At 67.0% G+C, this 24,317-nt stretch carries 21 protein-coding genes; 3 read left to right on the forward strand and 18 right to left on the reverse strand.

Annotated elements, in window-relative coordinates:
• From FFS27_RS08615 to FFS27_RS08625, 3 genes are all read right to left on the reverse strand, one after another.
• The coding region (locus FFS27_RS08615; protein ID WP_137951974.1) for a TonB-dependent receptor family protein at window positions 1-1,950 on the reverse strand (1,950 nt) is incomplete at its 3' end.
• A 96-nt stretch (window positions 1,951-2,046) separates the two neighbouring features.
• Complete coding sequence (locus FFS27_RS08620) at window positions 2,047-2,901, reverse strand: AraC family transcriptional regulator (protein WP_003091607.1); 855 nt, start codon at window positions 2,899-2,901, stop codon at window positions 2,047-2,049.
• Window positions 2,902-2,967: 66 nt separating this feature from the next.
• Entirely contained in the window at window positions 2,968-3,555 is a 588-nt protein-coding gene (locus FFS27_RS08625) for a GNAT family N-acetyltransferase (RefSeq protein WP_003119682.1), read from the reverse strand.
• A 265-nt stretch (window positions 3,556-3,820) separates the two neighbouring features.
• Here FFS27_RS08625 and FFS27_RS08630 point away from each other — a divergent pair, with 265 nt between their 5' ends.
• Window positions 3,821-7,300, forward strand: a complete 3,480-nt coding sequence (locus tag FFS27_RS08630) for a PAS domain-containing hybrid sensor histidine kinase/response regulator (protein ID WP_003091610.1) — start codon at window positions 3,821-3,823, stop codon at window positions 7,298-7,300.
• A 7-nt stretch (window positions 7,301-7,307) separates the two neighbouring features.
• Here the strand turns inward: FFS27_RS08630 and FFS27_RS08635 are convergent, their stop codons facing one another.
• Together FFS27_RS08635 and FFS27_RS08640 are read right to left on the reverse strand one after the other, a co-directional pair.
• The gene (locus FFS27_RS08635) at window positions 7,308-11,654 is read right to left on the reverse strand and encodes a DEAD/DEAH box helicase (RefSeq protein WP_023100906.1); all 4,347 of its coding nucleotides are present in this window, start codon (window positions 11,652-11,654) and stop codon (window positions 7,308-7,310) included.
• Between the two features lie 68 nt (window positions 11,655-11,722).
• Window positions 11,723-12,106 (reverse strand): hypothetical protein, encoded by a 384-nt coding sequence (locus FFS27_RS08640; protein WP_003091614.1) that lies wholly within the window; start codon window positions 12,104-12,106, stop codon window positions 11,723-11,725.
• A gap of 166 nt (window positions 12,107-12,272) precedes the next feature.
• On the opposite strand from FFS27_RS08640, the gene FFS27_RS08645 reads away from it, so the two are divergent.
• Window positions 12,273-12,560: a hypothetical protein gene (locus FFS27_RS08645; protein WP_003091615.1), complete on the forward strand. Its 288-nt coding sequence runs from the start codon at window positions 12,273-12,275 to the stop codon at window positions 12,558-12,560.
• Window positions 12,561-12,638: 78 nt separating this feature from the next.
• On the opposite strand, the gene FFS27_RS08650 is transcribed toward FFS27_RS08645, so the two are convergent.
• The 13 genes from FFS27_RS08650 to FFS27_RS08715 form a co-directional block, all read right to left on the reverse strand.
• Window positions 12,639-12,968 carry a YnfA family protein gene (locus FFS27_RS08650; RefSeq protein WP_003091616.1) on the reverse strand — a complete coding sequence of 110 codons (330 nt, stop codon included), beginning with the start codon at window positions 12,966-12,968 and terminating at the stop codon, window positions 12,639-12,641.
• Entirely contained in the window at window positions 12,965-13,387 is a 423-nt protein-coding gene (locus FFS27_RS08655) for a hypothetical protein (RefSeq protein ID WP_003091617.1), read from the reverse strand. The genes FFS27_RS08650 and FFS27_RS08655 overlap by 4 nt, the downstream gene beginning before the upstream one ends.
• Window positions 13,388-13,619: 232 nt before the next feature.
• Window positions 13,620-14,432: an SDR family oxidoreductase gene (locus FFS27_RS08660; RefSeq protein ID WP_003091619.1), complete on the reverse strand. Its 813-nt coding sequence runs from the start codon at window positions 14,430-14,432 to the stop codon at window positions 13,620-13,622.
• Window positions 14,433-14,556: 124 nt separating this feature from the next.
• Complete coding sequence (locus FFS27_RS08665; RefSeq protein ID WP_003091621.1) at window positions 14,557-14,856, reverse strand: hypothetical protein; 300 nt, start codon at window positions 14,854-14,856, stop codon at window positions 14,557-14,559.
• A 168-nt stretch (window positions 14,857-15,024) separates the two neighbouring features.
• Complete coding sequence (gene oprP, locus FFS27_RS08670; RefSeq protein WP_003122437.1) at window positions 15,025-16,347, reverse strand: outer membrane porin OprP; 1,323 nt, start codon at window positions 16,345-16,347, stop codon at window positions 15,025-15,027.
• 458 nt (window positions 16,348-16,805) lie between these two features.
• The gene (oprO, locus tag FFS27_RS08680) at window positions 16,806-18,122 is read right to left on the reverse strand and encodes an outer membrane porin OprO (protein ID WP_003104423.1); all 1,317 of its coding nucleotides are present in this window, start codon (window positions 18,120-18,122) and stop codon (window positions 16,806-16,808) included.
• Window positions 18,123-18,368: 246 nt separating this feature from the next.
• The gene (locus FFS27_RS08685; RefSeq protein ID WP_003143472.1) at window positions 18,369-18,959 is read right to left on the reverse strand and encodes an HvfX family Cu-binding RiPP maturation protein; all 591 of its coding nucleotides are present in this window, start codon (window positions 18,957-18,959) and stop codon (window positions 18,369-18,371) included.
• A 2-nt stretch (window positions 18,960-18,961) separates the two neighbouring features.
• Window positions 18,962-19,696: an HvfC family RiPP maturation protein gene (locus tag FFS27_RS08690; RefSeq protein ID WP_003114075.1), complete on the reverse strand. Its 735-nt coding sequence runs from the start codon at window positions 19,694-19,696 to the stop codon at window positions 18,962-18,964.
• Window positions 19,693-20,547, reverse strand: coding sequence for an HvfB family MNIO-type RiPP peptide maturase (locus FFS27_RS08695; RefSeq protein ID WP_003104429.1), 855 nt, complete (start codon window positions 20,545-20,547; stop codon window positions 19,693-19,695). The genes FFS27_RS08690 and FFS27_RS08695 overlap by 4 nt, the downstream gene beginning before the upstream one ends.
• A gap of 18 nt (window positions 20,548-20,565) precedes the next feature.
• On the reverse strand, window positions 20,566-20,880 hold the full coding sequence (locus FFS27_RS08700; protein ID WP_003091625.1) for an HvfA family oxazolone/thioamide-modified RiPP metallophore: 315 nt from the start codon (window positions 20,878-20,880) through the stop codon (window positions 20,566-20,568).
• A gap of 405 nt (window positions 20,881-21,285) precedes the next feature.
• Window positions 21,286-21,525 (reverse strand): anti-sigma factor family protein, encoded by a 240-nt coding sequence (locus tag FFS27_RS08705; protein ID WP_003091627.1) that lies wholly within the window; start codon window positions 21,523-21,525, stop codon window positions 21,286-21,288.
• Entirely contained in the window at window positions 21,519-22,130 is a 612-nt protein-coding gene (locus FFS27_RS08710; RefSeq protein WP_003104434.1) for an RNA polymerase sigma factor, read from the reverse strand. Before FFS27_RS08710 ends, FFS27_RS08705 begins: the two co-directional genes overlap by 7 nt.
• Window positions 22,131-22,132: 2 nt before the next feature.
• Window positions 22,133-23,254, reverse strand: a complete 1,122-nt coding sequence (locus tag FFS27_RS08715; RefSeq protein ID WP_021265081.1) for a beta-ketoacyl-ACP synthase III — start codon at window positions 23,252-23,254, stop codon at window positions 22,133-22,135.
• Window positions 23,255-23,744: 490 nt separating this feature from the next.
• On the opposite strand from FFS27_RS08715, the gene FFS27_RS08720 reads away from it, so the two are divergent.
• The gene (locus FFS27_RS08720; protein WP_003091630.1) at window positions 23,745-24,260 is read left to right on the forward strand and encodes an ankyrin repeat domain-containing protein; all 516 of its coding nucleotides are present in this window, start codon (window positions 23,745-23,747) and stop codon (window positions 24,258-24,260) included.
• Window positions 24,261-24,317 lie beyond the last annotated feature (57 nt).

The raw sequence follows: 24,317 nt of genomic DNA on the forward strand, positions 1-24,317 counted from the left end.
GGGCTCGGTGATGTAGTTGTGGGTGAAGTTGCCCTGGCTGTCGGTGCTCAGCCCTGGCGCGCGCTGCATGGACTGGGCGAAGGCGTCGAGGTTGTAGGTCCAGCGGTCGACCTCGTAGCGCACCCCGGCGGTGGCCACCTGGCGCGAGTAGAGCGGCAGGTCGCGCCCCTTGAAGGAGGGAATGTCGCCTTCGTAGGTGGCACGGGTATAGGTGAGGCTGCCGTAGACCGACAGGCCGTCCAGGCGCGGATCGAGAGTGGCGAAGTCATAGTGGCCGGAAGTCTCGATGCCCTGGTGCTTGGTGGCGCCGAGGTTGGTCCAGCCGACGTCGTTGCTGACGTACTGCAGCTCGTCGTCGAAGTCGATGTAGAACAGCGTGATCTCGCCGCCCCAGCTGCCGTTGTCGTAGCGCGTGCCCAGTTCGTAGGTCTTGGCCTTCTCCGGCTCCAGGCCGGCGGCGGTATCGTTGCCGCTGCCGCCCTGGCCGAGCTGGAAATACTGCAGGCTGCCGAACGATTCGGAGTAGTTGGCGAACAGCTTCCACTCGTCGCTCAAGTGATACATCAGGCTCAGCGCCGGCAGCGGTTCGTTGTAGTCCTTGCTGCGCTTCTTCTCCTGCACCGGCTTGCCGTTCAGGCCGAGCACCGGGCGGTCGCGCCAGTCGCTGTCGATCTTCTCGAAGCGGATGCCGGGGGTGATGGTCCAGTTGCCGACATCGATCTTGTCGTCGATGTAGAAGGCGCTGGCCTCGGTACCGCCGGTACGGTCCTGGTAGGTATGGCCGTCCGAGCCGGGACGCACGGTCGGCACATTGTCGACCAGGGCCAGCTGACTGGCGCGCTCGTTCATCGCTTCCTTCAGGTAGCGGTAGCCGATGCCGATCTCCTGGGTGGTCGGGCCGGCGAAGAAGATCCGCGAGACCCGCGGCTCCACCGCGAACACATGGTAGTCGCGCGGGTACGAGGTGATGGTCCTGAGGTTGCGCGCGGCGATGCTGCTGCCGCGGAAACTGTCGCTGTAGTAGGTGAGCACCTCGAACTGGGTGAGGTCGTCGACCTGGCGGGTGTACTTCAGCGAGAAGTCCTTGCGCCGACCACGGAAGTTGTCCCAGTCGCGCACCGACTGGAAGGGATCGTCGTCGTACTGCGCCTGGGTCAGGCCGCCCGGCATATCGGCGTAGGCGTCGTAGTAGTGGAAGTTGGCCGCCAACTGGTCGCTGTCGGTGAGCTGCCAATGGGTCTTGAGCAGCACGTCGTCGATATCGTTGTCGTTGTTGCCGTCGCGGTAGTCGGCGCCCTTCACCCCGGAATACAGCAGCGCCACGCCCAGGCCGTTGTCGGCGGTCCCGCCGAGGAACGCCTGGTTGAGCTTCTTCCAGCCGCCGTGGCCGGCATGCTCGATGGTGGTGCCGATTTCGCCGGAGAACTTCTCCGGAATCGCCCGGGTCACGAAGTTGATCACCCCGCCGACGTTCTGCGGGCCGTAGCGCACCGAGCCGGCGCCGCGCACGACGTCGATGCTCTCCAGGTTGCCGATGGACAGCGGCATCATCGACAGCTGCGGCTGGCCGTAGGGCGCCACCGCCGCCGGCACGCCGTCGATCATCACCGTCGAGCGCGGCGACAGGCGTGAAGTCAGGCCACGCACCCCGACGTTCAGGGAGATGTCGCTGCCGCCGGTACCGTTGTTGTCCTGCACTTGCACGCCGGGCACCTTGCGCAGCACGTCGCGGACGTTCTGCGCACCGCTCTCGAGCATTTCCCGACGACGCACCACGCTGCGCGCGCCGGGATGGTTCTGCACCACCGCCTGGTCGGCTTCGCCCAGCCAGTCGCCGACCACGGTGACCGTGCCCAGCTCCTTGGCTTCCTCTTCGGCCTGCGCCGCCTGCATGGACACACCCAGCGCAATGGCGACGGCCAGGCGCGACAACGAACTCACGGACGACATCGAGGCTCCCCCAGGGACGCAGGAAAAAGTGGGGCGCAAAATTACGGCAAATCGTAAAGAACGTAAATACAAATGATTTGCAAATGTGAGCTTGACTTATTCGTATGTCGTCAAGGACGAGCGCGCGCAGGCCGAGCGGTATTCACCCGGTGCCACCCCGTAGGCCTGCTTGAACTGGCGACCGAGGTGGCTCTGGTCGGCGAAGCCCAGCTCCAGGGCCACCTCCAGCGGCGCCCGGCCGCTCTTGAGCAGTGCCCTGGCCTGCTCCAGGCGGCGCTGTCTGAGCCAGGCGTGGGGCGGCATGCCGGTGGCGCGACGGAAGACCCGGGCAAAATGGAACGGGGACAGATTGACCGCCGCCGCCAGTTCCTCCAGCGAAGGCGGATCGAGCAACCGCGCCGCCAGCAGTTCGCGGGCGCGGGCCACCGCCAACGGCTCCTGCCCGGCCTTCGGCGCTTCTGGCAGGCGGGCGTGGCGACGGAACAGGGCGAGCATCGTCTCGCGCCAGCGGGTCTGGGTTTCCAGGCTGCCGGCATGCTCGGCCAGCAGGCGGTGCAAGTGGACGAAGGCGCGTGCCAGGGGCTGGTCGTGGATCACGCTGTCGGCGAAACGCGGCACGCCGCCATGATGGATTTCCAGCTCGTCGAGAATCCCGTCGATCTGCTCCATTTCCGGGTAGTAGCCGCGATAGAGCCAACCGGCATCATGGGCCTTGGAGCCGGTGTGCACTTCGTCGGGGTTGATCAGCACCATGCTGCCCAGCGGGGCCAGGTGCTCGCCGCCACGATGGCGAAAGCGCTGCGCGCCCTGCTCGATGATGACCAGGGCGAAGCTGCTGTGCACGTGCGGCGCGAAGCGCTGCTCCACATAGCGCGCGTGCAGCAGTTCGACGCCGCCCAGTTCGGCGGCGCGCCAGAAATGCGTGTGTTCTCCGCTCGTCTCGTCCGGCACTGCCGTCTCCTCGTTCGCCCGTCCGGACGGGCCGCCCAGCATACCGCAGGAGCGACGGAACCGGCTTCAGCCGGTGAAGCTGGCTTCCAGCGCCGCCTTGACCTGCGGCCATTCGTGGTCGGTGATGCTGTAGACGAAGGTGTCGTCTAGCCGCCCGCCGGCCAGCCGCCGGTGGTTGCGCAGCACGCCCTCGCGCTGCGCGCCGAGCTTGTCGATGGCGCCCTGGGCGCGCAGGTTGCTCGCCGCCGTGCTGAGCTGCACGCGGACCATGCGCAGGTTGTCGAAGGCATGCTTGAGCATCAGGTACTTGATCATGCGGTTCAGGCCGCTGCCGTGCTGGGCCTGGTCGAGCCAGGTCCAGCCGATCTCGCAGGCCGGCAAGGCGGGAAGGAATTCGGCGAAGCGCGTGGTCCCGACCAGTTGCACGCCGAGGCGGACGGCGAGCGGCAACGCCCTGCCCTCGCGCTGCTCGGCGAGGCTCTGGCGGTACCAGTCCGGCCGCGTCGGTCCGTCCATGTACTGCAGCGCCTCGCGGTTGGCTTCGGCGAGGCTCACCAGCTCGGGAATGTCCGCTTCCACCAGCGGCTCGAGACGCAAGGCTCCGCGCTGCAGGGTGATCGGTAGCGGCTTGAACATGGGCGCCCTCCTCGACATCGACGCAAAACTCCGCTCCCATCAGAGCGTAGCGGCCGCGTTTAGTGCCGCAGCCGAAACCGGCTACGATGAACGGACAGCCGGCCGCCGGGGCCGTCCGCGCTCACGCAGCCCGGCACGCTACCAACTCCGCGCGTCCGGCTCAAGCATGCGTGCGACCTTGGTCGCAGGCGGCCTGACGCGCGGGCCGACAAGTGCGAAACTGGCGCGAAAGCAAGACCCCCGCCTCACGCCAGCTTCACGCGGGGACATCATCGGAGTTCGCATGTCGCTGTCCATCGGGCTGATCGCCGTGGTCGCCCTGGTCTACATGGCCATCCTGTTCGCCATCGCCTTCTATGGCGACCGTCGCCGCACCCCGCTCTCACCCCGCCTGCGCGCCTGGGTCTACAGCCTCTCCCTGGCAGTGTACTGCACCAGCTGGACCTTCTTCGGCGCGGTCGGCCAGGCCACCGACCAGCTCTGGTCGTTCCTGCCGATCTACCTCGGACCGGTGCTGCTGATGCTGTTCGCGCCCTGGGTGCTGCAGAAGATGATCATGATCAGCAAGCAGGAGAACATCACCTCCATCGCCGACTTCATCGCCGCCCGCTACGGCAAGTCGCAGGCGCTGGCGGTGGTGGTGGCGCTGATCTGCATGGTCGGCGTGCTGCCCTACATCGCCCTGCAACTGAAAGGCATCGTCCTCGGGGTGAACCTGCTGATCGGCTCCGGCGCCGACTCCACCGGTACCCGCGCCCAGGACACGGCGCTGATCGTGTCGCTGGTGCTGGCGCTGTTCACCATCGTCTTCGGTACCCGCAGCCTGGATGTCACCGAACACCACCGCGGCATGGTCCTGGCCATCGCTTTCGAGTCGCTGGTCAAGCTCACCGCCTTCCTCGCCGTGGGCATCTTCGTCACCTTCGGCCTCTACGACGGCTTCGCCGATCTCTTCTCCCAGGCCCGCGCCGCGCCGCAGTTGGCCGACTACTGGGAAGAGACCGTGCACTGGCCGGCGATGCTGCTGCAGACCGGCGTGGCGATGACCGCGATCATGTGCCTGCCGCGGCAATTCCACGTCACGGTGGTGGAGAACATCGAGCCGCGCGACCTCAACCTGGCGCGCTGGGTGTTCCCCATCTACCTGGTGCTGGCCGCGTTGTTCGTGGTGCCGATCGCCCTCGCCGGCCAGTTGCACCTGCCCGCCGGGGTAATGCCGGACTCCTTCGTCATCAGCCTGCCGCTGGCCGAGGCGCACCCGGCGCTGGCCCTGCTGGCGTTCATCGGCGGCGCCTCGGCCGCCACCGGAATGGTCATCGTCGCCAGCGTCGCGCTGTCGACCATGGTCTCCAACGACATGCTCCTGCCGTGGCTGCTGCGACGCCGGGAAAAGGACACCGAACGGCCCTTCGAGGCCTTCCGTCACTGGCTGCTGACCGTGCGCCGGGTGAGCATCGCGGTGATCCTGCTGCTCGCCTACGTGGCCTACCGCCTGCTCGGCTCCAGCGCCAGCCTGGCGACCATCGGCCAGATCGCCTTCGCCGCCATCGCCCAGCTCGGCCCGGCGATGATCGGCGCGCTGTACTGGAAACAGGCCAACCGCCGCGGGGTCTTCGCCGGCCTCGCCGCCGGCTCGCTGCTGTGGGCCTATACACTGGTCCTGCCGGTGGTGGCCAAGGGCCTCGGCTGGCCGCTGGAGCGCATCCCCGGCCTGACCTGGCTGGCAAGCAATCCCTTCGGCCTGCCGATCGAGCCGCTGACCCAGGGCGTGCTGATCTCGCTGGTCGGCAACTTTGCCCTGTTCGGCCTGGTCTCGGTGCTCTCGCGCACCCGCGTGTCCGAGCACTGGCAGGCCAGCCGCTTCATCGGCCAGGAGATCTCCCAGCGGCAGAACTCGCGCTTCATGCTCGCGGTGCAGGTGGAAGACCTGCTGATGCTCGCCGCGCGTTTCGTCGGCGAGGAACGCGCGCGGCAAAGCTTCATCCGCTTCGCCTACCGCCAGGGCAAGGGCTTCACCCCGAACCAGACCGCCAACAACGAGTGGATCGCGCACACCGAGCGCCTGCTCGCCGGGGTCCTCGGCGCGTCCTCGGCGCGGGCGGTGGTGAAGGCCGCCATCGAAGGGCGCGAGATGCAGGTGGAGGACGTGGTGCGGATCGCCGACGAAGCCTCCGAGGTGCTGCAATTCAACCGCGCCCTGCTGCAGGGCGCGATCGAGAACATCACCCAGGGCATCAGCGTGGTCGACCAGTCGCTGCGCCTGGTGGCCTGGAACCACCGCTACCTGGAACTGTTCGAGTACCCGGACGGGCTGATCTACGTCGGCCGACCGATCGCCGACATCATCCGCTACAACGCCGATCGCGGCCTGTGCGGGCCCGGCGATCCGGACATGCACGTGGCCAAGCGCCTGTACTGGATGCGCCAGGGCACTCCGCACACCTCCGAGCGGCTGTTCCCCAACGGCCGGGTCATCGAGCTGATCGGCAACCCGATGCCCGGCGGCGGCTTCGTCATGAGCTTCACCGATATCACCGCCTACCGCGAGGCCGAACAGGGCCTCAAGGGCGCCAACGAGTCGCTGGAACAGCGGGTCCAGGAGCGTACCCAGGAACTCTCGCAGTTGAACCAGGAACTCAGCGAGGCGAAGAGCAACGCCGAGGCCGCCAACCAGTCGAAGACCCGCTTCCTCGCCGCCGTCAGCCACGACCTGATGCAGCCGCTGAACGCCGCGCGGCTGTTCTCCGCCGCCCTCGCCCACCAGGACGCGCTGCCCGGCGAGGTCCGCGACCTGGTGCAGCACCTCGACTCGTCGCTGCGTTCCGCCGAGGACCTGATCACCGACCTGCTGGACATCTCGCGCCTGGAAAGCGGCCGGGTCAGCGCCGAACGCAACCCGTTCCCGCTGAACAACCTCTACGATGCCCTCGGCGTCGAGTTCAAGGCGCTGGCCCAGGAACAGGGCCTGCATTTCCGCCTGCGCGGCAGCCAGCTGCGGGTGGACAGCGACATCAAGCTGCTGCGGCGCATCCTGCAGAACTTCCTGACCAACGCTTTCCGCTACGCCAAGGGCCACGTGCTGCTCGGCGTGCGCCGCGAGGACGGCTGCCTGCGCCTGGAAGTCTGGGATCAGGGGCCGGGCATCCCACCGGACAAGCAGAAAGTCATCTTCGAAGAGTTCAAGCGCCTGGACAGCCACCAGACCCGCGCGGAGAAAGGCCTCGGTCTCGGCCTGGCGATCGCCGACCGGCTCTGCAAGGTCCTCGGCCATCCGCTGGAGGTACGTTCCTGGCCGGGCAAGGGCAGCGTCTTCAGCGTCCGCGTACCGCTGGCGCGGCAGGCGCCGCCGGCCCTGGCCAACGGCCACAAGGCCGAACCGGCGCAAGCGCTGAACGGCGCCCAGGTGCTCTGCGTGGACAACGAAGACAGCATCCTCGCCGGCATGAACAGCCTGCTCAGCCGCTGGGGCTGCCAGGTCTGGACCGCGCGCAGCCGCGAGGAATGCGCCACGCTGCTGGACAGCGAGATGCGCCCGCAACTGGCGTTGATCGACTATCACCTGGACGACGGCGAGACCGGTACGCAATTGATGGCCTGGCTGCGCACGCGCCTGGGCGAGCCGGTGCCGGGCGTGGTGATCAGCGCCGACGCGCGGCCGGAACTGGTGGCGGAGATCCACGCCGCCGGCCTCGACTACCTGTCCAAGCCGGTCAAGCCGGCCGCGTTGCGGGCCCTGCTCAGCCGCCATCTGAGCCTGCGCTGAGCGGGCCTCAGTGACGGCGGATCAGCAGCGCACGGATCTGCTGCGCGGTCTCGCCGTCGACTTCCGCGAGCATCCGCACCTTGCCGGCTACCAGCGCCGCCAGCGGCGCTCCGTCTCGATAGAGCAGGCGGTTGCCGGTCACCGCCGGCACCCGTTCGCCGGGTAGCAGGCCGCCGACCAGGTTCAACGGATCGACCGCCGACACCACCAGCATCGCCCCATCCGGCGGCCGCTTGCGCACCTCGCGCAACAGGCCGACCGCTTCCGCCAAGGCGAACTGCTCGCCGGCCAGGCCGGCGATGAAGCGCCCGCCGCGAATCTCGCCGCGCGCTTCCAGGCGATGGTAGACGCGCAGCAACTCGCGCCACGGCGGCAGCCAGTCGGCTTCGCGCTCCAGCAGGCGCCAGGCGACCACCCCATAGCGCCGCAGCAAGGTCCGGGCGACATGTTCGAGAACCTCCGCCGGCAAACGCTGCCCCACCTCTTCCGCCTTCGCCCGGCGCAGCGGCGCCCAGCGCCCGGCGTCCTGCATGCCGCCCGGCAGGCCGCGCGAGCGGCGCTCCTGGCGGCTGCGCTTGTCCGCCGGCATCAGCAGGGTGCGCAGCCCGGCGAAGCTGTCGGCGTTGACCCGGCCGACCGAGACCAGCTCGCCGAGGGCGTTCTCCAGCTCGCTGCGCAGCAGGTGGGCGTCCTGGCTCAGTTCGTCGAAGAACGATGCACCCTGCTCGCGCAGCACCTCCAGTACCCTGGCCGCGCGCGGCGACAGTTCCGGCTCCCGCGCGTCGCGCTGCAGGACGCTCCAGAGCCCCAGCTCGCGGCGCGGCAGGAGCACGATCGGCGCGCTGCGCAGCGGACCGCCGGCGGCCTTGCTGCGTCCGGCCAGGCGCGCCCAGACGATGCGTCCGGAACGGCACAGCTGGTCCAGCCAATGGCTGGCGTAGTCGGCCACCCGCGCTGCCAGCAGTTCGCTTTCCCAGGCGGCCGCCGCGGCCTGGAAGCCTTCCAGTTGCTCGACCACCGTAGCCAGGGACTCCGCTCCCCGGCCACGGGTGCCCGGCGCCAGGCGCTGCCAGTCGAACAGGAAGCGCATGAAATCGGCGCGCTGCACCGGCTCGATTTCCCGGCGCAGGCGCTTCACCGTATAGCGATGGATGCGCGCCAGCAGATGGCGTTCGCACCACTCCTCTTCCGTCGCGCCAGGACTGAAGCGGCCACGCAGCACATAGCCTTCGCGCTCCAGGGCGGCCAACGCGTACTGCTGGTCGGCCAGGCCGATGCCCAGGTCGGCCGCCAACTGCCCGGCCGTGCGCGGCCCGAAGCCACCCAGGCGGGCGCGGGTCAGCTCCACGGTCGCCGCTTCCGCCGAGTCCGGCGGCGGATAGCCGCGAGGCGCCTGGAAAGCGTCGGGCACCTTCGCCGCGGGATGCACCAGGCGCATCGCCGGCAGGCGCTCCGCCGCCAGCCAGAGAATGCTGCCTGCGCAGTCCAGGCGTCCGGCGCGGCGTTGCTCCGACAGTTGCGCAAGCCATTCCCCCCAGCCCGGATTGGCCTCGGCCTCGCCCGAGGTGAGGTAGCCCAGGCTGTTCAGCGCCTCATGCATCTCGTCGGCGTTGCGCGCTTCCGGCCAGGCCTCGCCACGCACCGCCTCGATCGCCTCAAGGTCCAGGGCGCCGAGATCGTCGGCGGACTCGGGATCGCTCCAGCGGCGATTCTGTACCGCCTGGGTACGCCGCTCCTCCAGCGGCGCATCGTCGAGATAGGCGTAGGGACGCGCGGTGAGTATCTCCGCCGCCAACGCCGAAGGCGCCGGCAGGTCGCGCGCCAGCAAGTCCACCGCGCCGCTCTCCATGTCGCGCAGCAGGGCCAGCCAGCCGTCGCAATCCATCGCCTCGTGCAGGCAGTCGTCAAGGGTCTGCGCCACCAGCGGGTGATCGGGCACCTCGCGCTCGCCGACGATATTCTCCAGGCACGCCACCTGGTCGGGGAACACGCTGGCCAGCAGATCCTCGCTCTTCATCCGCAGCAGTTGCGGCGGCACCTTGCGACCGCCGGTGTAGCGCGGCAAACCGAGCGAGGTGGTCAGGTTCCAGCGCCAGCGCACGCCGAACAGCGGCGCGTCGAGCACGGCCTGTACCAACAGATGCTCGGCGCTCGCCGAATGCAGGTAGCGCCAGACCTCGTCGAGGGGAAAGCTGTGGCTGGTGGACAGCGAAAGGATGATCGCGTCCTCGGTGGCCGCCGCCTGCAGCTCGAAGTTGAAGCTGCGGCAGAAACGCTTGCGCAGCGCCAGGCCCCAGGCGCGGTTGAGGCGGCTGCCGTGAGGACTGTGGATGATCAGTTGCATGCCGCCGGATTCGTCGAAGAAGCGTTCCATCACCAGCCGCCGGCTCCCGGGCAGGCCACCCAGGGCCTGGCGGGCGCGGGCCAGGTACTCGACGATCTGCCGCGCGGCGCCATCGTCCAGCCCGAGGGTGACGCCGAGCCAGGCGATGGCTGGCTCCAGCCGCTGCCCTTCCGGCAATGCCTGGCCTTCGCCGAGCAGCTCGTCGAGGGTGTCGCGCAGGCGCGCCACGCTGGCCGACAGCTCGTCGCTGCGCCCCGGCGCCTCACCCAGCCAGAACGGAATGTTCGGCGGCTGGCCCTGGGCGTCCTCGACCCGCACCCGTCCCGGCTCGATGCGGATGATCCGGTACGAGGTGTTGCCCAGCTGGAACACGTCGCCGGCCAGGCTCTCCACCGCGAAATCTTCGTTGACCGTCCCCACCAGCAGGCCCTGCGGCTCCAGCAGCACGCTGTAGTCGCCGGTATCGGGAATGGTCCCGCCCGAGGTCAGCGCGGTCAGCCGCGCGCCACGACGGCCACGGAGCAGGCCGTTGAGCGCATCGCGATGGAGATAGGCGCCGCGCACGCCGAGGCGTGAGTGGTAGCCCTCGGCAAGCATCCGCAGGACTTCGTCGAAGCGCTCGCGCTCCAACCCGGCGTAGGGCTCGGCGCGGATCACCAGGCGATAGAGGTCGTCCTCGCGCCACTCCTGGCAGGCCACTTCGGCGACGATCTGCTGCGCCAGCACGTCCAGCGGCTGGCGCGGCAGCACCAGGCTGTCCAGCTCGCCACGGCGCACGCTGTCGAGCAGCGCCGCGCATTCCACCAGGTCGTCGCGGGAGGTCGGGAACAACCGGCCCTTGGGGGTGCCGCCGACGCTGTGCCCGGAACGCCCGACCCGTTGCAGGAAGGCGGCGATGGAGCGCGGCGACGACAACTGGCAGACCAGCTCGACGTCGCCGATATCGATGCCCAGCTCCAGCGAGGCGGTCGCCACCAGTACCTTCAATTGCCCGGCCTTGAGGCGCTGCTCGGCATCCAGGCGCAGCTCCTTGGCCAGGCTGCCGTGGTGGGCCGCCACCTGGCGGCTGCCGAGGCGTTCGGCGAGGAAGCGGGTGACCCGCTCGGCCATGCGCCGGGTGTTGACGAACACCAGGGTGGTGCGGTGCTCGCCGGCCAGGTGCGCCAGGCGGTCGTAGACCAGCTCCCAGGTGTCGTTGGACATCACCGCTTCCAGCGCCACCGGCGGTACCTCGATGCCCAGGTCGCGGGGGCGCGTATAGCCGATGTCGACGATCCGGCAGGCCGGATCGCGCGGATTGCCGCTGGCACCGACGAGGAAGCGCGCGACCTTCTCGATCGGCTTCTGCGTGGCGGACAGCCCGATCCGCAGCAGCGGTCGCGGACACAGCGCCTGCAGGCGCTCCAGCGACAGCGCCAGGTGGCTGCCGCGCTTGCTGCCGGCCAGGGCATGGATCTCGTCGACGATCACGCTGCGCACCCCGGCGAGCATCTGCCGGCCCGACTCCGAGCCGAGCAGGATGTACAGCGATTCGGGCGTGGTGACCAGGATGTGCGGCGGGCGCTTGCGCATCGCTCCGCGTTCGACCTGCGGCGTATCGCCGGTGCGCACCGCGCTACGGATATCGACGTCGGGCAGGCCGAGACGCGCCAGTTCTTCGCGGATGCCGGCCAGCGGTTGCTCCAGGTTGATGCGGATGTCGTTGGACAGCGCTTTCAGCGGCGAGACATAGACTACCTGGGTGGCATCCGCCAGCTCGCCGCCGGCGGCCAGCCCCTCTACCACCAGGGCATCGATGGCGGCGAGGAAGGCGGTCAGGGTCTTGCCCGAACCGGTGGGCGCGGCGACCAGGGTCGAAAGCCCCTCGCGGATCGCCGGCCAGGCCTCGACCTGGGCCGGCGTGGGCGCGGCGAAGTGGCGTTCGAACCACTGGCGGACGGCGGGATGGAACTCCGCCAGGGGCCGCGGAGCCGGCTCGGCGCGGCGGGCGGAAGAGGATGAAATAGGCATCATGCTCCGCACTATGGTGGCGCCGCGGGCGACTCACAAGCCCCGCCGATCGCCCGTCGGGCGCAGTTTCAGAGCCCGGCGACGAAACGGTCGAAGCGCTCGGCGTGCAGCGCTTCGCTGCCGTTCTCCTCGAGCAGCCGGCGAGCCTCGGCGGCCTTCGGCGTCTCGCCGCCGATCAGGCCGAGCAGGCGCTCGCCGCGCGGCGTGAGGACGAAGTTCTCGCCATTGCCGCCCTGCTCTTCCGGACGCGGCTCGATGAAGCCGCCCTCCAGCAGGATCGCCTCGTAGTCGGCGGCCTTCTGCTTCAACGCATCCATGTCGCCGACCCGCTGCCCGGCCTGGGAGCGTTCCTCGGCCAGGCGTTCGGCATGGGCGCGCGGGGCGAAGTTCTCATGGGCGGACTGCCGGACCTCCAGCAGCAACCGTTCGACCAGATCCCAATCGTGAGTCATGGCATACCTCCTGCGGCATAAGCGACGAGGGTCCTTCGCACCCTCTCTATGCGTGCGACCCGCAACCCGCCGCGAGGGTTCGAATCGGTCGCCGTCCGGCGTTGCGGCTGAACTTTGTCGGCTCGACCGGGCTCCACCGCTCAGGACCACCCCACAGGAGTACGCCATGAAACCGCTTTTCGCCCTCGCCAGCGCCTGCGCCCTGCTGGTCGCCACGCCGGTCTTCGCCTGTTCCGAAGCGGAGGCGGAAAAGATGGGCAAGGAAGTCGCCACCAAGGTCGCCTCGATCACCCAGAAGAACCCGCAACGGGCCAGGGAACTCAACGAGCAGTTGCGCCAGCGCCAGGAAGCCCGCTCGGAACAGAACCGGCCGAGCGATTGCGATGCCTACGCGCAGATGCTCAAGGAACTGGATCAGGAAAAAGGTGACGTACAGCGCAACACTTCGCAGTGATCCGCCGGTTCGGGGTGCGGCGGCCCGGGACGGCGGGGTCCGACGCCCGTGACGGGCGCGCCGCCCACCCCGCCTGAGTCACTGCGACAGGCGCGGGCCGAACAGCACGACGCTGGCACCGACCACGCACAAGGCCACGCCCAGCCAGTCGCTCCATAGCGGCCGCGAGCGCTCGACGAAAGCCAGCCAGAACAGCGACGCGGCGACGTAGATGCCGCCATAGGCGGCATAGGCGCGGCCGGCGTAGCTGGCCTCCACGCGGGTCAGCAGCAAGGCGAACAGGGTCAGGCTGAGCAGGCCGGGCAGCACCCACAGGGCGCTCTTGCCCAGCCGCAGCCAGAGATAGAAGGCGTAGCAGCCGGCGATCTCGCAGAACGCCGCGAGGACGAACCAGAGGTAGTTGATCACCGCCGCCCGCCCTCCCGCTCCCAGGCGCAGCGGACCTGCAGGTCGCTCTCCTGGGGGGTATGGAAGCCACGCTCGGACTCCCAGCGAAAGGTATGGCTGCCGTTCACTTCGGTCTCTAGGTGGACCACCGCGCTGGCCCAGTAGAGGCGCCTGAGCAACGCCTCGAACTGCTCGACCCACAGGCTCCACTCGTATTCGATGGCCTGGTAGCTGGCACCGAAGTGGATGATCTGGGTCTGGTAGAGCCCGGCCCCGGACTGCTCGCAGCGGCTGAACATCTCGCGGCCGAGGAACGGCCAGGCCTCGCCGCCCGGCAGGCTGTCCAGCACGCGGCGGTTGGCGGCACGGCGCATGCGCCGTTCCATCGAATCGCCCGGCCAGTCGCGGATGCAGCCATAGACGATGGATTCAGACTCCACAGGGGTACTCCAGAACAGAACGGACTCGCAGAGGCAGCCTTCTAGCACAGGGCGCGAGGCCGGAAAAGCAAAAAGCCTCGCAAATGAGCGAGGCTTCTTGTGGGGTCCAACGTACTTCGGCAGGCAGGCCGGTGACTCAAGCTACTCGATCGCACCGCCTTGGGCAAGCACTATCTGCGCCGCACCGCAATGGTGCAAAGCCGCGCCCCTGCTGGCCTGCAGCCATTTCCCCTCAGGCCTGGCGCTGACGCTTGGCCTGCATCTTGCCGGCCATCGCGGTCATCTCGTCATAGATCGCCTGGGGGTTCTGCTGCTTGATCCTCCAGGCCATCCGCGCCTGCTCGTGGGGCAGGATCAGGAAGCTGCCCTTGGCCACTTCGGCGTGGATGTAGTCGGCGATGTCGGCGGCGCTGATCGGCGAACTCTCCAGCAGCTTGCCGACCTGGTGCTTCATCTCGGGGCTCGGGCCGCGGAAAGAGTCCAGCAGGTTGGTCTGGAAGAACGAAGGGCAGACCACATGGACGCCGACCTCGACCAGCGCCAGCTCTACCAGCAGGCTTTCCGAAAGCGCCACCACCCCGGCCTTGGCCACGTTGTAGTTGCTCATCGCCGGGCCCTGCATCAACGCCGCCATCGAGGCGATGTTGACGATCTTGCCCTTGCTTCGCTCCAGCAGCGGCAGGAAGGCCTTGCAGCCCTTGACCACGCCCATCAGGTTGATCGCGATCTGCCAGTCCCAGTCCTCCAGGGACAGCTCGCCGAAGAAACCGCCGGAGGCGACCCCGGCGTTGTTGACGATGACGTCGATGCCGCCGAACTTCTCCTCGCAGCTCTGCGCCAGCGCGGTCAGTTGACTGTAGTCGCGTACGTCGCAACGCTGGGTGAAGCCATCGCCACCCGCCTCGCGCACCAGTTTCAGGCTTTCCGCCAGGCCGGCTTCGTTGACGTCGGCCAGCGCCAGGCGCCAGCCGTCACGCGCCCAGCGCAGGGCGATTTCGCGCCCCAGCCCGGAGCCGGCACCGGTGATCATCATGCGGTTTTGCATAGGGGTCCTGCCTTCCTGTTCGTGTGATGAAGGCCAGTGTAACCAAGGGTTTCAGCGGCCTCCGGCTAAATCAGGAAGCTGAATGCCTCGGGCAAACCCGGACATGCCGGACCGCGCGAGGGGCTCAGGCGAGCAGCAGGACGCAGAGCTTGCCCAGGACCAGGGCGATGCCGCAGGAGACCAACAGGTAGGAGGCGCCATCGAGACGCCGGCGGTACAACTGGGCGAAGGAACCCACGTGATGCTGCAGGACGAACATTCCCAGTGCCACCAGGATCGCCGGGATCAGGAAGACGAATTGCCAGAAGTGTTCGACCGCCAGCGTCGCTTCGCCGTCGTCCGCGAGCAGCAGGGCGCCCCCCAGCAACTGGCCCAGCAATAGCAGCCCCCCGACGCCAATACAGGCACGTCCCCAGCCGATCATCAGTCCCTCCCAGAGCGTTTCCGAGGGACCAGCATAGCCAGATGCCGCCATGCGATCTGTGCCCTGGGTCAAGCTGGGCGGCCCGCCCGGACATCCACCAGGCAATTTCATGACGCGGGTAACATCCTGCGGAAACGAGCCCCGCCCGCCGGACGGGGCCCGACCGCCTCAGAACACGTACTGCAGGCGCATCACCAGGCCATCGCCGCTATCGTCGCCGTTGGCATTGCTGATCTTGTCGGTCTTCGCCTTGACGTAGTTGGCGGAGACCTTCACCGCCTCGTTGGCGTACCAGTTGACGCCCAGGGTATGGGTCTTGCCCTTGGCGTCGCCGACCTCGCGGGTGGCGCTGTCGACGACGATGTTGTCATCCTCGACCTTGATCGAGTCGTAGCGGTAGAACAGCTCCCAGGCGCCGATTTCCTTGTTCTCCGGCTTGATGGTGTCGAACTTGGCGCCGTCCAGCTTGTAGAGGCGCGGCTCGCCGGTGAGGGTGTAGGCCAGTTGCGCGTAATAGCCGGAGGCCTTGAGATCCTCGCGGTCGCGCTCGGCCTTGACCGTGCGCCGCAGGTACTCGGCCTGGGCCGAGAAGGCACCCAGCGCCCAGGCGCCTTCCAGGCCCCAGACCGAGTCGTCCTTCCACAGCCCCTCGACTGCCGAACTGCCGCCGAACAGGCCACGGTTGCCATTGCTGCCGGCATCGTTGCCGCCATTGGTGGAGACGCCGCGCATGCCCATGCGCGGGCGGATCCGGGTATCCACCGCGCTGTCCTCCAGGTCGCGATAGGCGTATTGCAGGCCCAGGTGCACCACGTTGCCCGGCTCGTGCAGCGGCGCGAACACGCCGCGCAGGTTGTAGCGCTTGACGCTGTCGCCGTCGGTATCGTTGTTGTTCTCGCTGAACACGCTGCCCGAGAGGAAGGCCATGCCGCCCACCACCGAGCTGGCCTGGATACCGGTACCGACGTTGTCGTTGACCCAGTCGGCGATGTCGTAGGTGAGGTTGCGCTCCAGCGCGGTGACCCATTTGGAGCTGGTGGCCTTTTCCAGGCCGAAGTCGGTGTAGAAGCGGCCGAACTTCAGGTTGACCGGATTGAAGCCGGTATAGGTGACCGAGGCTTCGTCGAAGTAGCCGGCGCTGTCGTTGCCGACGTTGCGCGACAGGTCGTAGTTGATCTGGTACTTCCAGTCACGGTAGACGGTGCCGCCGAATTCCAGGTAGGCGCGGCGGAAGTAGGCGGCATCGGCGGTATTGCCGTTGTTCGTGTAGTAGCCGTCGAAGCGGCCGTAGTCGGCCTGCAGGCGGCCGCCGAGCTTGAAGCTGAATTCCTTGTCGGTGGTGGCGACTTCGAGGCCGCCCTTGGTCTTGATCACGATGTCGGCACCGTCGGTGGTCACGGTCCCGGCCAGGCTCTGCGCGGAAATCGCCAGGCCCAGCAAACTCCAGGCAACACTGCTCCCCACCCCTTTGCACGAGTGTCTGCGAATCATCAGGTAAGTCCCCTGTTCGGATTTCGAATGGTCTTGAGCAGCGCGGAAACGGCCGGTTCTGTCGCCGGCCGGCGCTGCTGGAGGGGGATCATCTGGATGGGTTGTGACAGCGAGACTGCAAAGCGCGAAAGCTTTTGTGACAGGCAGCCGGATAGCGCCTGGAAGAGGCCGTCGGATAAGGGCGCAGGCCTAGAGGCATCAGGTCCGGGCGACAGATGTAACAGCTTGTTTCATATATTGCGGCAACCTTGCGAAGATTGCATGACTGCAATGAAACTCAAGAGTTTCTGCCGATAACCGTCTGGCTTTCGGATATTCCTGCCAGTACCTGCGGGTGGACCTGTAACGAAAGAAAGACCCGGTTGCAGGCTGCCAACATCGCCACAACCGGGTAAGGAAGCGATTAAAAAGACCTCGCCGGAGCGAGGCCGAAAACAGGAGCAGATCGTTGTCGCTTCTTAGAACACGTACTGCAAACGGGTCACGAAGCCGTCGCCGTCATCGTCGCCATTGTTGTTGGTGATCTTGTCGGTCTTCGCCTTGACGTAGGCCGCGCTGATCTTCACCGCATCGTTGACGTACCAGTTCACACCCAGGTTGTGGGCCTTGGCCTTGGTGTCGCCGACTTCGCGAGTGGCGGTATCGGCGACGACGTTGTCGTCTTCCACCTTGATGTTGTCGTAGCGGTAGAACACTTCCCAGGCGCCGATTTCCTTGTTTTCCGGCTTGACGGAGTCGAACTTGGCGCCCTCCAGCTTGTACTGGCGGGACTCGCCGGTCAGGGTGTAGGCCAGTTGTGCGTAATAACCCTTGGCTTTGATGTCCTTGTAGGCGTTGTCATCGGCCTTCAGCTTGCGTGCCAGGTATTCGGCCTGGGCCGAGAACGGGCCCATCGCCCAGGCGCCTTCCAGGCCCCAGACGCTGTCGTCCTTGTAGGAACCGGCCGGCGAGTTGGAGACACCGCCGAAGGTCGCGCGGTTGCCGTTGTCACCGGCGTCGTTGCCGCCGCTGGTGGCGATGCCGCGCATGCCCAGGCGCGGACGGATGCGCGAGTCGAAGGCGGTGTCGTCGAGGTCGCGGTAGGCATAGTTCACGCCGACATGCAGAACATTGCCGGCTTCGTGCATCGGCGCGAACACGCCGCGGAAGTTGAACTGCTTGACGCTGTCGCCGTCGCTGTCGTCGGCGTCCTTGGCGGATACGCCGGCGGACAGGTAGGCCATGTCGGCGAGGGTCGAGTTGACCTGGGCGCCCATGCCGTCCTGGTGGGTGTTGATCCAGTCGGCCAGTTCGTAGGCGGCGTTACGCTCGGGAGCGGTCACCCACTTGGAGCTGGTGGCCTTTTCCAGGCCGAAGTCGGGGTCGAAGCGACCGAACTTCAGGTTGACCGGGTTGAAGCCGGTGTAGGTGACCGAAGCTTCGTCGAAATAGCCGTTGTCGGAGCTGCCGGTGTTGTGCGACAGGTCGAAGTTGATCTGGTATTTCCAGTCCTTGTACGCGGTGCCGCCGAGTTCGATGAAGGCGCGGCGGAAGTAGGCGGCGTCGGCGGTGTTGCCATTCTTGGTATAGAAACCGTCGAAACGGCTGTAGTCGGCCTGCAGGCGACCGCCCAGCTTGAAGCTGAATTCCTTGTCGGTGGTGGCGACTTCGAGGCCGCCCTTGGTCTTGATCACGATATCGGCGCCGTCGGTGGTCACGGTGCCGGCGAACGCCTGGGCAGATACGGCCAGAGCCAGAGCGCTGGCAACGAAGCCGAGCGAGTGCTTACGGATCATCGAAGATTTCCCCTTAATGGTGTGTGCATTGGCAACACGCGAGTGCCTGGCTACAGCGCGCCCCTTGTTCCGCGCTGGCCGTAAGGCGGCCCCTTTGTGTTGGGGGGAATCTTGGCGATGGCAGATTGCAGCCAAATTGCATGGAGATAAATGTTTCATTACAGAGGAACTTTTTATCTCCAATGCGAATAACGCGAAAAGCCCTCTACTACGGGCCTTTCGGGTTATTCGATATGGGTAGAAATCTCAGCGCAATTTTCGCGCAATCCAGAAGTCAGCAGAAAGCCACTTGCCGGCGCCGCCGAAGAACAGCGCGAGCAACATCACCAGGTAGGTCGCGGCGAACTCGATGCCGTTGTTGACGATGGCGAAGCTTCCGCTCGACGTCAGCCAGTCGTAGTTGCCGTATTCGCGCAGGATTTCCCGGGCTCGCGCCAGCTTCTCGCCAGCCTCCAGCACCTGGGCGTTGGCGAACGGCGCGGACGGATCGGCGATCGCCTGCCAGCCGTTCGGCCAGTGCACGGCGAAGATCGCTACCAGCATGGTCACCATCAGCGGCAGGCTGATCCAGCGCACGGCCAGGCCGCACAACAGCAACACGGCGCCACCGGCCTCGCTCAGCGCGGCGAGCCAGGCCAGCAGTTCGGGAAACGGCAGGCCGAGTCCCCAGTCGGGATTGCCGAACCACTCGATGGTGGCCGGCATGTCCGCCAGCTTCTGGCAGCCGGCCATCCAGAACACCGGCGCCAGGTACAGGCGTAGCGCCAGCGGGGCGAGGAAATCCGCTCGACGGGTGACGTCGAGGGCATGCTGTAAACGCAGGAAGACAGTCTTCATCATCACTCCAGAGCGCCCTCGCCCATGAGGATGCCCTGGGCGTGCCAGTCCTCCAGCAAGGCGAAGGCATTTTCGAAATACTCCACGTCGGCGCTCAGGCCGCAGCTTCCGGCCAACTCGCGCAACAACGGCAGCAGCGCCACCGGCGCCTCGCCCTCCTCGCTCAGGCGCTGCGCGAGGCGATAGGCGAATGGCGACAGGTGCAGGAAGCGCACCCGCTCCGCCGGATCGCGCCAGACCAGCAGGCAGGTCGGCTCGGCCGGCGGCTCCATCGGCCGATGGCTCGGCCCCAGGCGATGGACCGGCCAGCGATAGGCCAGCGGCCAGGCCAGTGGCGACCACGACCAGGCCTGCGGCAGCGTCTCGACAGGCGCCTCGGCCAGCGACAGGGCCAGCTCGACCCACTCGTAGTGAGCCAGCTCCAGCAGGAAGGGCGGATCGCCCTCCTCCGCGCGGTAGCCGTCCTGCAGCCAGCCGATGAACTCCTCGCCCAATTGGCTGAAGTACGGTGTGCGGCAGCGATGCTCGCGCATGAAGGCACGCACCAGGCGATGCCAGCGCGGCTCGTCGAACAACTGGCGCAGGACCGGGAAACCGCTGCTGATGAAACCGTCCAGGTTGTTGAAGAACAGTTCCTCGTAGATCGCCATGCGCTCCGTCGCGATGCCGGGCGGCAAGGCCTGCTGCGGATCGCGGATACGTGCGGCGAAACGCCGTTGCAAGGTCGTGTGGTTCATGTGCCGTACCCCAGGCTGCGCAGTTGCGCTTCACCGCTGCGCCGCTGCAGCTCGCGGATGCGATCGGTTTCGGCATACAGCTCGCTCAGTGGCGGGAGGTTGAAATCGCGCTCCAGCAGCGTCGGGCGTTCGCCATGGCAGGCATAGGCATGTGCCAGCAGTTCCCAGACCGGATCGCAGACCGGCGCGCCATGGGTGTCGATCTTCAGGCTGGCGCCCTGCTCGTCGTGCCCGGCCATGTGCAGGTAGGCGATCCTCCGGCTGGGCATCGCGGCGATGTAGGCGTGGGCGTCGAAACCGAAGTTGCAGGCGTTGACGTAGACGTTGTTGACGTCCAGCAGCAATTGGCAATCGGCTTCCTCCAGTACCGCGCGGACGAAATCGACCTCTTCCAGCTCGCCCGGCAAGCGCGCATACGCCGAGACGTTCTCGACGATCAACGGCCGCTCGAGGACGTCCTGTACCACCCGGACCCGTTCGGCGACCCGGCGCACCGATTCGTCGCTGAACGGTAGCGGCATCAGGTCGTAGAGCTGGCCGTCGTCGGCGCAGGCCGACAGGTGCTCGCTGTAGGCACGGATGTCATGCTGCTCGATGAAACCCTTGATCGCGCGCAGCAACGACATGTCCAGCGGGGCGTAGCCGCCGAGGTTGAGAGACAGACCATGGCAGAGGAACGGCAGGCGCTCGGTCAGCTCGCGGAACTGGCGGCCGAGACGGCCGCCGATGCCGATCCAGTTCTCCGGGGCGACCTCGAGGAAGTCGACCCGGACCTCATCGCCGGCGCCGAGCGGCTCCAGCAGCGCGCGACGCAGGCCTAGCCCGGCGCCGCTGACGAATTCCCGTTGCATGGTCCGTCTCCTCAGGCCTTACGACTTCTTCTTGTCAGCGCCGCAGTTGCCTTCGCCGGCCTTCTTCTCGCCACCGCAGGAACCTTCCTTGGCCTTGCGATCCGCACCGCAGCTGCCTTCATGACCTGCCTTGGAGGCTTCGCGCTTGCCCTTGTCGGCACCGCACTTGGCCTCGCCGCAGGAACCTTCCTTGGCCTTCTCGGCGGCAGCCACGCTGTAGCCGCTGCTCAGCTCCTGCACGGCGAAGGGATTCTGCGCGGCATGCGCGCCGACACTGGCTACGCCGAGCAGAGCAGCGCCGACGACGGAAGAAGCGAGGGAAATCTTTTTCATGGGTAACTCCTGAAGTTGGTAGCGGGCGCCGGTATGGCGTCCTCGCTCCAATGGACGGAGCACCCCTGGCGGCGTTACAGCGGCGTCGAAAAAAATTTCCCGTCCCTTTGCCTGAACTCAGGGATTGCCCCTGCTGGAGAAATATCGGTCGGCGATATTCGCCAGGTCCCAGGCGTTCTCCTCAACTTCGGATGCTCGCCCAGCGAAACGGATTGCCGCCCCTCCGTAGGGTGCATATCGCGCAGCGATATCCGCCAAGCCCAGCCACACTCCTCGACCTCGTCACGCGGAAGGGAGAGCCACCCATGCCAGGCCGGGTTCGGTTCTCCCACGCCGGATAGCGGAAACGAAAAAGCCGCCGCCCACGAATCGCGGGCGGCGGCTTGGTGTCGAGGGTACCCCGGCTCAGCGCCGCGCGGCGTCCTTGCGCAATTCGGAGAGATGCGCGGCCAGGCGGTCGAGTTCCGGCCCCTGCCCTTCCGGCAGATGGCGCACGGTCGCCTGGGTCAGGCGCATCTGGCGGATGAAGCGCCGGCAATGCCGGCACATGAGCAGGTGGCTGCGCACCGCCAGTTGTCCGCGGAAGTCCAGTTGCCCATCGAGAAAGTCGCTGGACCGGGCGACCAGTTCCTTGCAACTCAGCATTGGCCGGTCTCCTCGAAATGCTCCAGGGTGGCGAAGACCTTCAGGCGGGCGCGATGCAGCAGCACCCGGACATTGGAAAGCGTGATATCCAGGAGATCACGGATTTCCTCCAGCTCCAAGCCCTGGCGTTCGCGCAGGGTCAGCACGCTGCGCTGCAGCTCGGACAGACCGTTGAGGGTCTTGTCCAGGCAATCGCGCAGTTCGCCCTCGGCGAGCAGGGCTTCCGGCGAATCCTCGTGCCAGGCGTGCGGCGGCTGGCTCCAGTGACCGTCGGCGGCAAAGCGCTGGTCATCCACCGTACCATGGGGCCCCGGCAGGTCGTCGAGGAAAACTTCCCGGCGAACCTGGCGCAAGCGGCTCTTGGCGGTATTGGCGGTAATGGTCAGCAGCCAGGTCTTCAGGCTCGAACGCCCCTGGAACCCGTCCAGCCCGCGAACCGCCGCGAGCCAGGCGTCCTGCACCACTTCCTCGGTATGCGATCTGCCGATGATCGCCCAGGCCACGGCCCGCATGGCGCCCTGGTAGGCGCCAACCAGCTCGCGGAAGGCTCGCTGCTCGCCGGCCAGCAGGCGCGGCAGCAGCTCGGCGTCGGTAGGCGCCGCCACGATCAGTGTTTACGCAGGATCACGCTACCGATCGAGTAACCGGCGCCGAACGAGCTGAGCACCCCGATGGCGCCGCTGGGCAGGTCGTCCTGGTGCTTGTGCAGGGCGATCACCGAGCCGGCGGAACTGGTATTCGCGTAGCTGTCGAGGATCACCGGCGCCTCGTGCGCCTCGGCGTCGCGGCCGAGCAGCTTGCGGGTGATCAGCAGGTTCATGTTCAGGTTGGCCTGGTGCAGCCAGAAGCGCTTGACCTCGGCGACCCGGATTTCATTGGCCGCCAGGTGCTCGCCGATCAGCTCGGCGACCATCGGGCAGACATCCTTGAACACCTTGCGGCCTTCCTGGACGAACAGCTTGTCGCGCTTGCCGATACCGCTCTCGTCGGCGCGGTTGAGGAAGCCGAAGTTGTTGCGGATGTTGTTGGAGAACTGGGTCAGCAGCCTGGTGCTGACGATGTCGAACTGGTGCTTCGACACGGCCAGGTCGGCGCGCTCGACGATCACCGCGGTGCAGGCGTCGCCGAAGATGAAGTGGCTGTCGCGGTCGCGGAAGTTCAGGTGGCCGGTGCAGATCTCCGGGTTGACCATCAGGATCGCCCGCGCCTGGCCGGTCTGGATCGCGGTGGTGGCGGCCTGGATACCGAAGGTGGCCGAGGAGCAGGCCACGTTCATGTCGTAGCCGTAGCCCTGGATGCCCAGCGCGGCCTGCACCTCCACCGCGATCGCCGGGTAGGCGCGCTGCAGGTTGGAGCAGGCGACGATCACCCCGTCGATGTCGGCGGCGCTGCGGCCGGCACGCTGCAGCGCCTCCCTGGCGGCGGCCACGGCCATCTCGCAGAGGATCGACCACTCGTCGTTGCTGCGCTCGGGAAGGTACGGAACCATGCGCTGCGGGTCGAGGATGCCTTCCTTGTTCATCACGAAGCGGCTCTTGATGCCGGACGCCTTCTCGATGAACGCCGAGCTGGACTCGGCCAGCGCCTCCAGTTCGCCCTTGGCGATGGCCTCGGCGTGCTGGTCGTTGTACTGGCGCACGAAGGTATTGAAGCTCTCTACCAGCTCGTCGTTGGAGATGCTGTAGGGCGGAGTATAAAGACCGGTTCCGCTGATGACGGCTTTATGCACAGTTGTTCCTCTTCTCTCGCTGGGCCGCCGTCGAACGGGGCCGATTAGGCATAGCGGTGCCCGCCTGGGGCCGGCACCGGAAACGGGTTCGCTCGCGGCGATGCCGGGCGCTCTACGAAAAGACGTTGGCGGCGCGCTTTCGTACAGGGCCCGGGCAAGGTCGGCCATTGCGCAGTGTGCCACCGCCTCGCTTCGGCAAGCGCGCGCACCGCTCAGTGGTATCGAAGGCGACAAGGATATTCCAGAGTGCGCGCCGGGCACAGCCGATAGGCGCACGATCGGTTTATTTTCCCCGTTTTCGCCACCGATATCCGTATCGAACTGTAAAGACGACGCAACCAGGCCGGCTTCCGGTCACAGCAGGCTGGCACCTTCCCACCCCAACCATCGATTGAATTTGCCAACCCGCCCCATAGGCAATGCTCAACAGCCCACCTCGGCAAGGCCGCCTATCATTCGGCAAACCCGGTATTCACAAGGAAGCAGCCCCATGACCGATAGCCCTCGCCCAGAACTGGATATGGAAACCCAGGAGTTCGTCCACCAGTTGTTCGACCTGGCCCGCCAGGGCAACAGCCAGCGCCTCGAGCAACTGCTGCAACAGGGCCTGCCGCCGAACCTGCGTAACCACAAGGGCGATAGCCTGCTGATGCTGGCCAGCTACCATGGCCACGCCGACACGGTACGCCTGCTGCTGGCCTACAAGGCCGACCCGGACCTGCGCAACCTGGCCGGGCAGACACCGCTGGCCGGCGCTGCGTTCAAGGGCGACCTGGCGATGGTCGAACTGCTCCTCGCCGGCGGCGCCGACGTCGAGGGCGCCTCGGCCGACGGCAAGACCGCACTGATGATGGCGGCCATGTTCAACCAGGCCGAGGTCGCCGCCAGCCTGCTGGCCCACGGCGCCCGTCGTGACGCCCAGGACGCCGCCGGGCTGACGCCGCTGGCGGCGGCGCGGATGATGAATGCCGAGGCCACGGTCGCGCTGCTCAGCCGGCCCCACTGAGCCTCAATCCGCCAGCACCTCGGCCAGGCTGACGACCTGGCCGAAATGATGCTTCCA

The organism is Pseudomonas sp. 2VD, assembly GCF_005503585.1.
Classification (GTDB): Bacteria; Pseudomonadota; Gammaproteobacteria; order Pseudomonadales; family Pseudomonadaceae; genus Pseudomonas; species Pseudomonas aeruginosa.

Excerpts from the sequence above, each read along its gene's own strand:
- FFS27_RS08625 (WP_003119682.1), bottom strand. The coding sequence starts at position 3,555 with ATGTCGAGGAGGGCGCCCATGTTCAAGCCGCTACCGATCACCCTGCAG.
- FFS27_RS08630 (WP_003091610.1), top strand. The coding sequence starts at position 3,821 with ATGTCGCTGTCCATCGGGCTGATCGCCGTGGTCGCCCTGGTCTACATG.
- FFS27_RS08635 (WP_023100906.1), bottom strand. The coding sequence starts at position 11,654 with ATGCCTATTTCATCCTCTTCCGCCCGCCGCGCCGAGCCGGCTCCGCGG.
- FFS27_RS08640 (WP_003091614.1), bottom strand. The coding sequence starts at position 12,106 with ATGACTCACGATTGGGATCTGGTCGAACGGTTGCTGCTGGAGGTCCGG.
- FFS27_RS08645 (WP_003091615.1), top strand. The coding sequence starts at position 12,273 with ATGAAACCGCTTTTCGCCCTCGCCAGCGCCTGCGCCCTGCTGGTCGCC.
- FFS27_RS08660 (WP_003091619.1), bottom strand. The coding sequence starts at position 14,432 with ATGCAAAACCGCATGATGATCACCGGTGCCGGCTCCGGGCTGGGGCGC.
- FFS27_RS08665 (WP_003091621.1), bottom strand. The coding sequence starts at position 14,856 with ATGATCGGCTGGGGACGTGCCTGTATTGGCGTCGGGGGGCTGCTATTG.
- oprP (WP_003122437.1), bottom strand. The coding sequence starts at position 16,347 with ATGATTCGCAGACACTCGTGCAAAGGGGTGGGGAGCAGTGTTGCCTGG.
- oprO (WP_003104423.1), bottom strand. The coding sequence starts at position 18,122 with ATGATCCGTAAGCACTCGCTCGGCTTCGTTGCCAGCGCTCTGGCTCTG.
- FFS27_RS08685 (WP_003143472.1), bottom strand. The coding sequence starts at position 18,959 with ATGAAGACTGTCTTCCTGCGTTTACAGCATGCCCTCGACGTCACCCGT.
- FFS27_RS08690 (WP_003114075.1), bottom strand. The coding sequence starts at position 19,696 with ATGAACCACACGACCTTGCAACGGCGTTTCGCCGCACGTATCCGCGAT.
- FFS27_RS08695 (WP_003104429.1), bottom strand. The coding sequence starts at position 20,547 with ATGCAACGGGAATTCGTCAGCGGCGCCGGGCTAGGCCTGCGTCGCGCG.
- FFS27_RS08700 (WP_003091625.1), bottom strand. The coding sequence starts at position 20,880 with ATGAAAAAGATTTCCCTCGCTTCTTCCGTCGTCGGCGCTGCTCTGCTC.
- FFS27_RS08705 (WP_003091627.1), bottom strand. The coding sequence starts at position 21,525 with ATGCTGAGTTGCAAGGAACTGGTCGCCCGGTCCAGCGACTTTCTCGAT.
- FFS27_RS08720 (WP_003091630.1), top strand. The coding sequence starts at position 23,745 with ATGACCGATAGCCCTCGCCCAGAACTGGATATGGAAACCCAGGAGTTC.